Below are 13,843 nucleotides of genomic sequence, written 5' to 3'. Positions count from 1 at the left end.
GCCATGAGATACCGACGCACGGCGGCACTGCTGCTGATGTTACTGCTCAGCAGTACGAGCGTCCGTGCCAGCTGCACATGGCCGGCATGGGAAGCGTTCAAGCGCAACTTCATTGACCCGCAAGGGCGGGTCATTGATCGCAGTGACCCGCGCCTGATCACCACCTCCGAAGGGCAATCGTACGCGCTGTTCTTTGCCTTGGTGGCTGGCGATCAGCCCACCTTTCGCCGTCTGTTGCGCTGGACCGAAATCCATCTGGCGCACGGCGATCTGGCCACCCATCTACCCGCATGGTTATGGGGCTTAAACAAAACCGGCCAAGGCGAGGTGCTGGACAGCAACTCGGCGGCAGACTCGGATCTGTGGATTGCGTATACCTTAAGCGAAGCCGGACGGCTGTGGAAAATTCGCGACTACCAAAGCCGCAGCGCCCTGCTGTTGCAGCAGATTATCCGCCACGAAGTAGCAACGTTGCCCCAGCTGGGCCCAATGCTACTACCGGGCGCCCATGGCTTTCACCACGATGACAGCTGGACGCTGAACCCCAGCTATCTGCCCCCCTTTATCATCGACCGTTTAGCCATGCAGTATCCGCATCAAGTGTGGCCAGCAATGCGTGCCGCCACCCAGCGTTTACTGCAAGAAAGTGCGCCGCGCGGCTTTGCCCCCAACTGGATTAATTGGACTACCGCCGGTGCCTGGCAAGAGAAAAGCGGCAGTGGCTGGACTGGCAGCTATGATGCCATTCGGGTCTATCTGTGGGTGGGGATGCTCGACCCGCAAAACCCGCAGGCGCAGGCCTTACAACAGCACTTTGCCCCGATGGCGGACTATCTGCAGCAGCATCCCTTGCCGCCAGAAAGCATCAATACCCGCACCTTACAGGTTAATGGTGACGGTCCGGTCGGCTTTTCCGCGGCATTGCTGCCCCTGCTGAGTCGGCAATCGGATCCAAGCGCCTTACAGCGCCAGCAACAGCGGGTGGAGCAACAGCCTCCCGCTGCGGATGCCTATTACAATACGGTCTTAACACTGTTCGGACAGGGATGGCTGGACGGACGTTATCGTTTCTCCCCGCAAGGAGAATTGATTTTACAAGGTAGTTCTTCATGTCAGGAATAAAACCGCTGCTTTACTCCCTGCTGGCCGTCTCGTTGACGCCAGCGCTACTGACCAGCCCACCGGTACTGGCGGCGCAGCAAGAAGCTGCCTCGCCGACCCAGTGGCTGCTCAGCCAGGTAGCCTTGGGAGAAGCGACTAACCGCGACGATCTGGTTCAAGACTCTCTCGAACGACTGCGCAAAATTGCGCCCAATAATCCCGAGGTCTTAGCCGCGCAGCTGCGCTTTGAACTGCGCCAAAACCAAACGGAGCAAGCCGCCGCAACGTTAGAGCGTTTACGCGCACTAGCACCACAATCCGCGGCCTATCAACAATCGCAACGCGCCTATGCGCTGGTGCAGCCGCAAGGCAAAGCGCAGTTACAACAGGCGCGCTTGTTTGCCCGTGCTGGTCGTTATCAGCAAGCCATCGAACTGTACGATAAGCTGCTCGGCGGCGCATTCCCCACCCCGCAATTGGCGCTCGAATACTGGCAAGTCAAAAACCAGCTCCCCGACAGCCAAGCACAAGCGCGCCAAGCGATTGCCAAGCTCAGCCGCCAAAATCCAGACAACGGCCAACTGGCTCTGGCTTATGCACGCCAGCTGTTTAGCGAGCAAGCCGACTCCGAAGCCGGTTTTGCACTGCTCACGCGCCTCAGTAATGACGCACAAGAGCGTAACAATGCGGGCCAACTTTGGTACGATCAACTGCAACGCCTGCCGGTGAGTAACCAAACCGCCGCCTTGTGGCAGCGCTATTTACAGCTCTACCCGAATGCCAGCGCCGAAGCGCACAGCGCTTACCAAACCTTGCAAGCTACGCTCAGTAACCCCGCCTTTCAGGCCAAACAGCGCGCCAACCAAAAGATGGCGGCTAACAGCCAAGATTATGCGCAAATAGAGCAAGAGCTGCGCCGCGCGCTGCAAGGCTACCCGAATGATCCGGAATTACTGGGCGAGTTGGGTCGGTTACGTCTGCGTCAAAGCCGGCATAGCGAAGCGTTGGCCTTGTTTGAACAAGCGCAGAAAAATGACCCCTCCGCCGACGATGCGGCCAAATGGACTGCGCTGATCAATACCGCCCGTTATTGGGGTCTAATCCAAACCGGCGATCAGGCGCTGGAAAAAGGTCAATGGGCGCAAGCCGAACAAGCCTATCGTACGGCACTGCCGATTGAGCCGAATGACCCGTATGCCAGCCTTGGCTTGGCCGATCTGGCCGCCAAACGCGGACAAATTACTGAGGCCGATCGCGCCTACCAAGAGATTCAGCGCCGCTTCCCAGATAATGACAGCGCTTTACGTAAGCGTATCAATCTGCAGCTGGAGAAAAATCCACAACAAGCTAAAGCCTTGATCGCGGGCCTCTCGCCGGCGCAGCGCAAGCTATTTGCCAGTGATTTGCAGCAAATTGAAGCCGATCGGTTGCAAAAAGAGGCCGAAAAACTGCAACAGCAAGCAGAAACGCTACAGCAAGAAGCCGAAACCTTATCGGGACAAAATCAGCTGGCACAAGCCGAAAGCAAACTGGCGCGGGCACAGAAAATCCGCCCAGATGATATTTGGCTCACTTACCGCTTAGCCAAATTACGCGCCCAACTCGGACAGCCTCAACCGGAGGCAACCTTTGCCCCCTTGTTGAAACGCACGCCACGCAACCCGGATCTGATCTACGCATATAGCCTGTTTTTAGCCGGCCAAGGCCAAGAGCAAGCGGCAGTGCGTCAGCTGCGCAGCATCCCAGAAAAACAGTGGGATAACCGCATGCAAGAGCTGGCGGCGCGGCTGGAGTTCGGTGCGGTGATGGATAATGCTCGGGCGATGAAAAACCGCGGCCAAGACAAAACCGCGATCGCCTATCTACAGATGCAGCAAAAAACCTATCCAACTCAGGCCGCAATCCCACTGACGTTGGGCGATTGGGCGCAGCAAGCCGGTCAATGGGACAGCGCACGCCGCTATTATGCGCAGGCGCTGCTACTGGAGCCGCAAAATGCCGATGCACGCCTGAGCCTGATTGAGCTGGATCTTGCTCAAGGGAAAACCACCCAAGCGCGAACCGCCCTGACCCAGTTTGAAGCCGAGCCGGCACGAGGTACCGCCCAAACCCCAGAGTTACAACGCCGCCGCGCGGTATTATGGGCTGAGCTGGGCGAGCCGGAAAAAGCCAAAACGCAACTGCGACCACTGCTGACCGCGCAGGCCAGCGATCCCCGCCTATTCCGCGATGCCGCCCGTTTAGAGCGGCAAACCGGCAATCCGCAACAAGCCAAACAAGATTACCGTCGCGCCATGCAGCTCGCCAAGCTGGGTGACGGGCAGGATGATGTGGCGTACACCCAACAAACGCGCGTCAATGCCCAGGATGATTGGCTGCAACGCAGTATCCGCAGCGATGCCGAGAGCCTGTATCGCCAACAAGACCCCACCGTTACGCTTGAATACGATCGCTGGGGCAGTAACGGCACTGCCGGTACCTCCGATCTGACTGCCGGCAACGTGATGCTGGAAACCGCTATTCCGCTGCAAGACGGCCGCCTGTTTTTCCGCGTCGATCAAGTGCATATGGATGCCGGACGGATTGATTTAAGCAATCTGCGCGATGCCTCCGATTTTGGCAGCGCCTTGCTGTGCACACCAAATTGCCAATATGGCTCTGAACAACAGACCGCGAATGGCACTGCATTAGCGGTCGGCTGGCGCGGGGAGCGCTGGGAAGGCGATCTGGGGGTAACCCCGCTGGGCTTTGAGGTCACAGACTGGGTCGGAGGCATCCGTACCGAAGGCGATTTGGGCAAATTGGGCTGGTCCGCCGTGCTATCACGTCGACCACTGAGTAACTCGCTGTTAGCCTATGCCGGCACGGTCGATCCAAATACAGGCGAGGTCTGGGGCGGCGTGCGCGCAACCGGGGTCAAACTGGGCTTGAGCGCCGACCAAGGCGGAGCCTATGGCGCGTGGAGCAGCCTGCAATATCATCAACTGACCGGCGAGAATGTCGAGGACAACACGCGGCTGCGCGTGATGGGCGGCGTCTACCATCGTGTGATTGATGAGCCGCATCGGCGACTGCGGGTCGGCACCAACGCCATGTATTGGACGTTCGACAAAGACTTGAGCGGTTATACCTTCGGCCAAGGCGGTTACTACAGTCCGCAGCGTTATGTGTCACTGTCGCTGCCGGTCAGCTACAGTCAGCGCTGGCAAGATTGGTCGTTACATATGGAAGCCTCGGTCGGCTACTCATGGCCGAAATCCGACGGTGGGCCTTACTACCCGAACCGCCCTGATTTACAGCAAGAGGCGGTCAATCGCAGTGGCGACACGTTTATCAATCCCATTTACGGCCCCGGTGGCGAGCCGGGTTTTGGCTATCGTGCCCGTATGCTGGTAGAGCATCGCCTGACCCCCAACTGGTTTGTCGGTGCGGCGTTTGATCTGGAAAAATCCGATACCTACACGCCAAACCATGCGCTGGTCTATCTGCGTTACAGCTTTGATGGTTGGAGTGGCGATCTGTTATTGCCACCGGAGCCGCTGGTGCCATACGCTGACTTTGACTAATGCACTGATTTAGCGACGAGCGCCAGACTCGAAAAAACAAGAAGGCCATCCCAAAGGATGGCCTTCTTGTGGTAAATCTGATTGGTTTAACGCAACCGGAGCGTCATGTGGTTATTCGCTGAGCGCGGCTACCGACTCGCGGATCACCAAACTCGGCTCCAGCAACAAGATGTCCGCCGGTTTACTGCGATCATCAATGCGCGCCAGCAAGGTATCGACCGCCAATTGCCCCAAATCTTCTTTCGGTTGATGTATGGTCGACAGCGCTGGGGCCAAATAACGAGCCAGCTCAATATCATCGTAACCGAGTACCGACATGTCCTGCGGAATACGTAATCCCGCCTGATGCAACACCTGATAAGCGCCCACCGCCATCACATCGTTACCGGCAAACACCGCGGTCGGACGTGGCTCACAGGCCAGCAACTGCCGCATGCCCTTGATGCCGCCATCGAAATCAAAATCGCCCTCGGCCAAATACTGCGCCGATTCGGTAACACCGGCTTCTTGCAGCGCACGGCGATAACCCTGTAAGCGCCCTTGTGATGGCTGCTTATCCAAAGGCCCAGTGATAATGCCAATCCGGCGATGGCCCTGCGCGAGCAGGTAGCGGGTGGCCAGATAGCCACCGTATTCGGAGTTATCCTGAATCAAATCGGCGGCGATACCGAGCGGACCCCAATCCATCACCACCATTGGAATGGCCGGATGGCGACGAAACACATCCGAGACATCCACCCGCGATTCGCTGCACATCATCAGCAAGCCATCGACCCGCTTTTGCAGCAGCATATCCAGACTGTGGCTCATCCGCTTTGGATCGCCGGCGGTATTGCACAGCACCAGATTGTAGCCGCGCTCGTAGCAAGTCTGCTCGACGCCACGGACTACTTCGGCAAAAAACGGGTTATTACTGGTGGTCACCAGCATCCCGATGGTGCGGGTTTGATTGACCTTCAGGCTGCGCGCCAGTGCCGACGGGGAATAATTCAACGTTTCCACCGCCGCCATGATCCGCGCACGGATCTCATCACTCACAAAGCGACTGTTATTAATCACATGCGAGACGGTGGAGGTTGAAACGCCCGCCAGACGGGCAACATCCTTCATGGTCGCCATAATTACAGCGCCGTAGTCGGTTGCTGTTGCAAGAAGTAATCGGTTTCATTGCGCCACGGGATCGAAGGCTGGGCGCCAAAACGGGTCACCGACAGCGCGGCGGCCGCATGGGCAAAACGGATCGCAGCGGCCAGCGGTTTTTGCTCCAGCATGGCAGTCACAAACGCGGCATTAAAGGTATCGCCGGCGGCGGTGGTATCCAGCGCCTGCACGCGGAATCCGGGGATCAGCACGCCCGCATTATCTTGCTCGCTAAACCACACCCCGCGCGCACCCAAGGTGATCAGCACGGTACGGATCCCTTTGCCGTGCAGCATGGCGGCAGCGCGGGCCGCATCGGCATCCGAATCAATCTTGATGCCGGTCAGACATTCGGCTTCGGTTTCGTTCGGAGTAATGATATCCACCTGCGCCAATAGGCTATCAGGCAGCGCATGGGCCGGCGCAGGGTTTAAAATCACGGTGGTACCCGCGGCGCGCGCCGCGCTGGCTGCCGCCATGATGGTATCCAATGGAGTTTCCAGCTGCATCAGCAACGCATCAGCATCCCGGATCAGATCCAGATGAGGCTGTAAGCGATCAGGAGTCAACGCAGCGTTGGCTTCAGCAGCGATGCCAATGCTGTTCTCGCCGTGGGCGGACACAAAAATCATCGCCACACCGGTATTCATACCCGGAACGCGCATCACGCCTTGGACATCCACCCCATCACGCACAAACTGTTCGCGCATGCGGGCACCGATATCATCTTCACCAACACAGGCAATGAAGCTGACGTTAGCGCCCAAACGACCGGCCGCCACCGCCTGATTGGCGCCTTTACCGCCGAACACCACTTGATAGGCATGGCCGGTGAGGGTCTCACCCGGACGCGGGAAGTGATTAACAGACAGGATGTGATCAGCGTTCACGCTACCCAACACCACAAGTTTACCGGTGTGCATACAGTCTCCTTTCACCTGCGCGCAGCGCGTTGTACACGGGCGCAGCGGTTTCTCGCCCCGCGGCACAGCGAGGCACCCCGTTGGGTGGCCGCCGCATGGCGATGGCATTGCTGGGAAAACAGACCGGCAGCCTGGGCTGCCGGTCGCCTAACTTATTTGGTTACCACTTTCAGCGGAACAGGGATATTGGCTTCGACCGGTTGGCCTTTGAGCACTTTATCGGCTGTTTCTACGCCGATGCTGCCGATTTGATCCGGCTGCTGGGCAATAGTGGCGGCTAACTTACCACGCTGTACCGCTTTGATCCCGTCTTCGGTGCCGTCAAAACCCACCACCAGCACGTTTTCTTTGCCGGCAGCTTGCAGCGCACGCAGGGCGCCAAGCGCCATTTCATCGTTTTGAGCAAACACTGCTTGTACCTGAGGCTGCGCGGCCAACAGGTTTTCCATGACGTTCAGACCTTTCGTGCGGTCAAAATCAGCCGGTTGTGCCGCCAGCAGTTGCAGCTGATGGGCTTCGATGGCTTGCTTAAAGCCCGCGCCACGCTCACGGGCCGCCGACGTACCAGCGATCCCTTCTAATTCAATCACTTTGGCCTGCTTGCCCAGCTTCTCGGCGATGAAATCACCGGCCATCTTGCCGCCCGCGACGTTATCAGACGCGATGTGGCTGACCACTTTGCCTTTTTCCGCGCCGCGGTCGAGGGTGATCACCGGCAGGTTACTGCGATTGGCCATCGCTACCGCGTTGGCTACGGCGGCTGAGTCCGTTGGGTTGATCAGCAGCACCTTCACGCCACGCACGGTCAGGTCTTCCACGTTCGCCAGCTCTTTGGCCGGGTCATTTTGCGAGTCGAGCACAATCAGGTTATAGCCCAGCTCATTGGCTTTTTTCTCCGCCCCTTCTTTCATGGTGACGAAGAACGGGTTGTTCAGGGTGGAAACCACCATCGCCAGCGTGTCTTTCGCCAGTGCGTTACCGGTCAGAGACGCGCTCAGCAGAGCCGCAGAAACCACAGTAGCCAGTTTTTTGATGTTCATCCGATTTATCCTTGTCATTATGGGTTCAGAGGTTTATTTACCGCTTTTGTTATCCACCAGCACCGCCAGCAGGATCACGACCGCTTTGGCAATCATCTGGTAGTAAGACGACACGTCCAACAAGTTCAGGGCGTTGTTCAAAAAGCCAATGATCAGCGCACCAATTAAGGTCCCCATGATGCGCCCCTTACCACCGGCCAAACTGGTTCCACCCAGCACCACCGCGGCAATCGCATCCAGCTCATAGCCAGTACCGGCGGTTGGCTGCGCCGATGACAGACGCGAGGTGACAATCAGACCGGCCAGTGCCGCCAGCAAACCACACAGGGCGTACACGGCAATCTTGACCCGATCGACATTGATACCGGACAAACGGGTAGCGGCTTCATTCCCCCCCAGCGCATAGATATAACGGCCCATACGGGTGTGGTTCAGCATGTACCACGCAGCGATGAACACCAGCGCCATCAGCCAGATAGGCACAGGGATCCCAAACAGATAGCCGGTACCCAGCCACGCAAAGCTGTCGGCAGCATCGGAAAAACCGGTGCTGACCGGACGGCCATCGGTGTACACCAAGGTCGCCCCGCGCAGCAGTGTCATGGTGACCAAGGTAGCGATAAAGGCCTGCACCTTACCTTTGGCGATGATCACGCCGCTGATGCCACCCAGCGCAGCGCCGAGGGCCAGCGCCGCCGGAATCACCACATACACCGGTAACTCCAGCCCGACCATGGTGGCCGCTACCGCGCCACACAGCGCCAACACCGAGCCGACCGACAAATCAATGCCAGCGGTCAGGATAACCAAGGTCATCCCCACCGCAATAATGGCGTTGACCGAGGTCTGGCGCAGGATATTCAGCAGGTTATCCAGCATGAAAAAGTTAGGGTTTAAGAATGACACCACGGCAATCAGCACCAGCAGTGCAATCAGGGATTTTTGCTCCAGAAGCCATGCTTTACTGAAGTAACGGGAAGAGGATGTCTGGCCTTTCATGGTCTGCACACTCATGCTGCTTGTCCTGTGGGTTTACCGACGGCGGCGGCCATCAGTGCTTCTTGGGTTGCATTTTCAATTGCAAATTCACCGCTGATGCGGCCTTCGTGCATCACCAGTACCCGGTCGCTCATACCGAGCACTTCCGGCATTTCCGAGGAGACTAAAATGATGCTCAGCCCCTCTTGTTTGAACTGGTTGATCAACTGGTAAATCTCTTTCTTGGCGCCAACGTCGACCCCGCGGGTCGGTTCATCGAGGATCAGCACTTTAGGCCGCGTCATCAGCCCACGCGCAATCGCCACTTTCTGCTGATTACCGCCGGATAACAGGCCAATCGGTTGCGTCATGTGCGGGGTTTTGATGTTGAACAGGCGAATAAAATCCCCCACAGCTTGCTTTTCTTCCGCTTGATGCAGCGGAGCCAGCGGGCTAAAGCCACTGAAATACGGCAGCGCCGTCAGGGTCATATTCTCTTGCACCGACATGCCGAGCACTAAGCCATCGCCTTTACGATCTTCAGAGATGTAGACAATGCCGTGCTGCAAGCCATCTTGCGGCGAGCGGATATCCAGCGTCTGGCCATCTAATCGCACCTGACCGCTATGGCGCGCCAGCGCACCGTACAGCACTTTCATCAGCTCAGTACGCCCCGCGCCCATCAAGCCCGAAATACCTAAGATTTCGCCCTGATGCAGCTGGAAGCTGACATCATGCACCGCTTCGCCACACAGATTGTTAACCTCGAGGCGCAGAGCGCCGCGCGGCTGATTCAGCCGGGGATATTGTTCATCAAGACGACGACCGACCATCATTTCAATCAGGCGCTCTTCATCCAGCGCCGCCACTGGGCATTCGCCGATAAACTGGCCGTCACGCAATACGGTCACATCATCGCAAATCTCGAAAATCTCTTTTAAGCGGTGCGAGATGTAGACGATGCCGCGCCCTTCGGCTTTCAGCTCGCGGATCACCGCAAACAGCGCCTCGGTTTCGGTATCGGTCAGGGCATCGGTCGGTTCATCCATGATGATGACGCGCGACTCGAAACTGATCGCTTTGGCAATTTCTACCATCTGCTGCTCGCCAATCGACAGCTCACCTAACAAGGTGCGGCTGTTATGCCGTACATTGAGGCGCGCCAGCAGGCGGTCAGCTTCTTGGTACATGCGCGGCCAATCGATACGGCCAAAACGGCCGAGAAACTCGCGACCGAGGAAGATATTTTCGGCAATCGTCAGCTGTGGGATCAGGTTCAACTCCTGATGGATGATGCTGATTCCCGCCTCTTGCGACGCTTTCGGGCCATTGAAGCTGGCCGGTTGCCCTAAATAGTGCAGCGTACCGGCATCTTTGCTGTAAATGCCGGTCAGCACCTTCATCAGGGTCGACTTACCCGCGCCGTTTTCGCCCATCAGCGCCATCACCCGGCCGGGATACACCGTCAGGCTGGCGCCCGACAGGGCTTTCACGCCGGGGAAGGCTTTGTCGATACCGCTTAATTGCAGTAAAGGCATATCCGCCATAACGGGCTCCTTAAAACACCACGCCGGAGTAGAAAATCAGGTTGGCGTATGGGGTGCATTCACCACTACGCACCACTGCGCGGCTGCTGCGGGTACGCACCTTGAAGGTGTCATGCGGCACGTACTCGATAAAAATCTCGCGCCCTTGCTCCGCGGCCAGCAACTCCAGATGCGCCAGTACCGCGCGGTGCAGCTCAGGGCTCACCGTGGCAAACTCCTCGGCCATCAGTACCGCTTCCACCTGCATCTCCGCAGTGATGCTCTGCACCACCTGCATAAATGACGGCACCCCGTGGGTCAGCGCCAAATCAATACGCGCGGTTTCCGCGGGGATCGGCAGGCCAGCATCGGCAACTGTCACCGCATCGGTATGCCCTAAACAGGCGATCAGGTGAGATAACTCGGCATTCAGCAGCAGACTTTTTTTCATGGCCTTCTCTCGTGGCTGATTCAGGAAAATAGGCATCGAAACGTTTCGATATGCGCTAATTAAAGCATATCGGCGCAAAACGACAACTGCAGCAGCGCAAAAAACTGCGTTAGAACAGGGAAATTGGAAAAAATTTTAGGCTGGATCGGTTAAGCCGACAGGGATAGGAAATAACAGTCTGTCGGCAACATAAAATGCTGTGAGCGTAGACACAAAAAAGACATTCCCACGCCCGAAAACCACCAACGTTCTGCCCGAGTACCGCGAGCCGCCCAGCACAGCGAGGAAAAATGTTGGCGTTTAACGCTGGCGTGAGCCGCCATTGCCTTGGTGATAAGAGGAATAGTGACCACGGCCACCTTGATGATGCGGAGCCACTTCCTCACCCGGACAAATCCAGTTGCCCTGCAGATCGCACACAGCGCGATAACCGACGCCAATCGCCTGAAAGCCGCCACAATCACCATAGTGACGATTGACATGGTGATGGCCATGGAACAGGCAGCGCACCCCGAGCGCACGGGCCACATCGTTGAGCACCGCAAAGCCACGGGCATGGGGCTGCGGCGCTTCGTGCGTCACCAGAATATCGGCTTGTTGTTGGCTTAAGCCTTCCAGATCGGAGGGAAACAGGGTGGTACGGTGGCGCAGCGGTAAACCGCCGTGCCACAGCTGACTTTGTTCCAAATGCTGACAATAGTGGATCGGATCGAAGAACATCGGTTTATACGGCGGCATCCAGATCTGGCCGCGAAATACCCCGCCTAATCCAGCCACACGCACTCCGGCCACTTCCGTGACGCGCCCATGCAAGTTGCGGCCACGAAACGGGCCGCTGAACAGTGCTTCATAGGCCGCCACCGACAAGCTGTCGTGGTTACCGGGAATGAACCAGACTTGGGTCAGCTCTTCCAATGCTTGCAGCTGGGCTGACGAATGCAACGCCAGATCGCCTAAAATAATCAGCGCATCTGGCCGCCCGCTATGCAGCAGCGGCAGCAAATAGTCCAGTGAGCCGTGAGGATCGCCTGCCAACCAAATCACTTTCTCTCACCTCACCGCACGTCCGATCCTGTCTGCTGGAACCGGTATTATATTTCGACCTGCGCCCCCAACTCCACCACCCGATTCGGCGGGATATGGAAAAAGTCCGTGGAGCGCAGCGCATTTTTACTCAACCACATAAATAACAGGCCGCGCACCCGTCCCCACAAGGAGCGATGGCGCATCACCAACGTTTCACGCGATAAGAAGAACGAAGTATCCATCAAGCTGAACATCATGCCTTTCATGCAGCAGCGGCGGAACACCTCTTCCACATCTGGCGTCTCTTTAAAGCCATAAGTGGCAATCACGCGGATAAAGCTCGGCGACAGCTCTTCGATACCAATATGCTGATCGGCCGCCACATAGGGCACATCTTCAGTGCGGATGGTCATCAGCACCACCCGCTCATGCAGCACCTTATTGTGTTTGAGGTTATGCAGCAAGGCATACGGCACCGCATTCGGGGCACGTGACAAGAAAATCGCGGTACCCGGTACACGAGTCGGCGGATTTTTCTCCAGTGCGTTGATCATGGTTTCCAGCGAGCCGTTGTTCTCGGTCATCCGGCGCACCAAATGAAAACGCTCGCTCTTCCACGTCATCATGATCGCGACCATGATGCAGCCAATCAGTACCGGGAACCAACCACCGGACTCCAGTTTCATCAGGTTGGAGCCAAACAGCGGCAGATCGATACTCAACATCACCAGCAGCATGACGATCACCACCGGCAGTGGCCAACGCCAGTTATGCCACGCCACCACCGCCAGCAAAATCGAGGTCAACACCATGGTACCGGTCACCACAATGCCGTAGGCCGAGGCCAGATTGCTGGAATGTTTGAAGGTCACCACCACCAGCGCCACCGCAATAAACAGCAGCCAGTTCACCAACGGCACATAAATCTGCCCCGCTTCCTCTTCCGAGGTGTGCAAAATGGTCATCGGTGGCAGATAGCCCAACCGTACCGCTTGGCGCGTCAGGGAAAAGGCCCCCGAAATCACGGCCTGTGAGGCGATCACGGTGGCTAGCGTGGCTAAGATCACCATCGGTAACAGCGCCCAATCTGGGGCTAACAGGAAAAACGGGTTACGCACGGCGGCAGGATTACTCAGCAGCAGTGCCCCTTGGCCAAAGTAGTTCAGGATCAGCGCGGGGAACACCAAAATGAACCAAGCTAGCCGGATCGGTTTAGTACCAAAGTGGCCCATGTCGGCATACAACGCCTCAGCACCGGTCACTGCCAGCACCACCGAGCCTAAGGCCAGAAAACCAATCAGCTTATGCTGCCAGAAAAAGTCGATCGCCCAGCGCGGGTCAAGCGCTTGCAACACCGCCGGATGCTGAATAATGCCGTGAATACCCAGCACCGCCAGCAGCACAAACCACAGTAGCATCACCGGCCCAAACAGCTTGCCCACCATCCCGGTGCCGTGCTTTTGGATCACGAACAAACCAGTCAGCACCACCATCGCCAATGGCACAATATACGGGTCTAACACCGGCGTGATCAGCTCCAGACCTTCCATGGCGGACAATACGGAAATGGCGGGGGTGATCATGCCATCGCCGTAGAAAAAGCCGGCACCAATGAGGCCAATCACCAACAAGATCGCGGTGGTATGTGGCTGAGTTCGCCGTCCCGCCAAGGACATCAAGGTTAAGATCCCGCCTTCGCCGGCGTTATCTGCCCGCATCACAAAGCAGACATACTTGATAGAAACGACCAACATCAACACCCAAAACAGGGTGGACAGGAAACCGAAAATGACGCTTTGCGTCACCCCTAACGAAGAGGCGGCCAGAATACACTCGCGCAAGGTATATAACGGGCTGGTGCCGATATCACCGTACACCACACCAATGGCAGCCAAAGTCAGCGCCGGAATATTTCGCTTATGTTCACTTTGCATATCACAATCCAATGACGGGCAGCAGGGCAGTTGTCAGCCTACCATGCCGCGCAGGAGACCCTGTGCAGACCGGGTACTCATCCACATATTTTATCAATTTGTTACGTATTTATCGTGAAAACGGCCCGTTGGCAGTTTGCCAATGATAGTTTCAGCCG

10 protein-coding genes are annotated in these 13,843 nt (G+C 57.2%); 2 read left to right on the top strand and 8 right to left on the bottom strand.

What is annotated here, in order from left to right:
- Positions 1–3: 3 nt before the first annotated feature.
- Both bcsZ and bcsC read left to right on the top strand, forming a co-directional pair.
- Positions 4–1,122 carry a cellulose synthase complex periplasmic endoglucanase BcsZ gene (gene bcsZ / locus NCTC9997_RS00315; RefSeq protein WP_064977043.1) on the top strand — a complete coding sequence of 373 codons (1,119 nt, stop codon included), beginning with the start codon at positions 4–6 and terminating at the stop codon, positions 1,120–1,122.
- Complete coding sequence (bcsC, locus tag NCTC9997_RS00310; protein ID WP_064977042.1) at positions 1,110–4,667, top strand: cellulose synthase complex outer membrane protein BcsC; 3,558 nt, start codon at positions 1,110–1,112, stop codon at positions 4,665–4,667. The genes bcsZ and bcsC overlap by 13 nt, the downstream gene beginning before the upstream one ends.
- 111 nt (positions 4,668–4,778) lie before the next feature.
- Here the strand turns inward: bcsC and rbsR are convergent, their stop codons facing one another.
- The 8 genes from rbsR to kup form a co-directional block, all read right to left on the bottom strand.
- Positions 4,779–5,786, bottom strand: coding sequence for a ribose operon transcriptional repressor RbsR (gene rbsR / locus NCTC9997_RS00305; protein WP_039046381.1), 1,008 nt, complete (start codon positions 5,784–5,786; stop codon positions 4,779–4,781).
- 2 nt (positions 5,787–5,788) lie between these two features.
- Complete coding sequence (gene rbsK / locus NCTC9997_RS00300) at positions 5,789–6,730, bottom strand: ribokinase (protein WP_039046380.1); 942 nt, start codon at positions 6,728–6,730, stop codon at positions 5,789–5,791.
- Between the two features lie 152 nt (positions 6,731–6,882).
- The gene (gene rbsB / locus NCTC9997_RS00295) at positions 6,883–7,770 is read right to left on the bottom strand and encodes a ribose ABC transporter substrate-binding protein RbsB (RefSeq protein WP_010862944.1); all 888 of its coding nucleotides are present in this window, start codon (positions 7,768–7,770) and stop codon (positions 6,883–6,885) included.
- A 33-nt stretch (positions 7,771–7,803) separates the two neighbouring features.
- Positions 7,804–8,784: a ribose ABC transporter permease gene (rbsC, locus tag NCTC9997_RS00290; protein WP_010862945.1), complete on the bottom strand. Its 981-nt coding sequence runs from the start codon at positions 8,782–8,784 to the stop codon at positions 7,804–7,806.
- Positions 8,781–10,286: a ribose ABC transporter ATP-binding protein RbsA gene (rbsA, locus tag NCTC9997_RS00285; RefSeq protein WP_036769320.1), complete on the bottom strand. Its 1,506-nt coding sequence runs from the start codon at positions 10,284–10,286 to the stop codon at positions 8,781–8,783. The genes rbsC and rbsA overlap by 4 nt, the downstream gene beginning before the upstream one ends.
- A 19-nt stretch (positions 10,287–10,305) precedes the next feature.
- Positions 10,306–10,725: a D-ribose pyranase gene (rbsD, locus tag NCTC9997_RS00280; RefSeq protein ID WP_010862947.1), complete on the bottom strand. Its 420-nt coding sequence runs from the start codon at positions 10,723–10,725 to the stop codon at positions 10,306–10,308.
- A gap of 300 nt (positions 10,726–11,025) precedes the next feature.
- A complete protein-coding gene (locus NCTC9997_RS00275; RefSeq protein ID WP_010862948.1) occupies positions 11,026–11,769 on the bottom strand; it encodes a metallophosphoesterase family protein in 744 nt (247 codons plus the stop codon).
- Between the two features lie 47 nt (positions 11,770–11,816).
- Positions 11,817–13,685, bottom strand: coding sequence for a low affinity potassium transporter Kup (gene kup, locus NCTC9997_RS00270; protein ID WP_010862949.1), 1,869 nt, complete (start codon positions 13,683–13,685; stop codon positions 11,817–11,819).
- Positions 13,686–13,843 lie beyond the last annotated feature (158 nt).

It is taken from the genome of Plesiomonas shigelloides (assembly GCF_900087055.1).
In the GTDB taxonomy this organism is placed as follows: Bacteria; Pseudomonadota; Gammaproteobacteria; order Enterobacterales; family CAMTGL01; genus Plesiomonas; species Plesiomonas shigelloides.
Note: the sequence above shows the minus strand (reverse complement) of the source record. Positions and strands in the feature narration are given on the sequence as shown.

What these genes read in the sequence shown, in the direction of transcription:
- rbsC (WP_010862945.1), bottom strand. Translation starts at nt 8,784, where the DNA reads ATGAGTGTGCAGACCATGAAAGGCCAGACATCCTCTTCCCGTTACTTC.
- bcsC (WP_064977042.1), top strand. Translation starts at nt 1,110, where the DNA reads ATGTCAGGAATAAAACCGCTGCTTTACTCCCTGCTGGCCGTCTCGTTG.
- rbsA (WP_036769320.1), bottom strand. Translation starts at nt 10,286, where the DNA reads ATGCCTTTACTGCAATTAAGCGGTATCGACAAAGCCTTCCCCGGCGTG.
- bcsZ (WP_064977043.1), top strand. Translation starts at nt 4, where the DNA reads ATGAGATACCGACGCACGGCGGCACTGCTGCTGATGTTACTGCTCAGC.
- rbsD (WP_010862947.1), bottom strand. Translation starts at nt 10,725, where the DNA reads ATGAAAAAAAGTCTGCTGCTGAATGCCGAGTTATCTCACCTGATCGCC.
- rbsK (WP_039046380.1), bottom strand. Translation starts at nt 6,730, where the DNA reads ATGCACACCGGTAAACTTGTGGTGTTGGGTAGCGTGAACGCTGATCAC.
- rbsB (WP_010862944.1), bottom strand. Translation starts at nt 7,770, where the DNA reads ATGAACATCAAAAAACTGGCTACTGTGGTTTCTGCGGCTCTGCTGAGC.
- rbsR (WP_039046381.1), bottom strand. Translation starts at nt 5,786, where the DNA reads ATGGCGACCATGAAGGATGTTGCCCGTCTGGCGGGCGTTTCAACCTCC.
- kup (WP_010862949.1), bottom strand. Translation starts at nt 13,685, where the DNA reads ATGCAAAGTGAACATAAGCGAAATATTCCGGCGCTGACTTTGGCTGCC.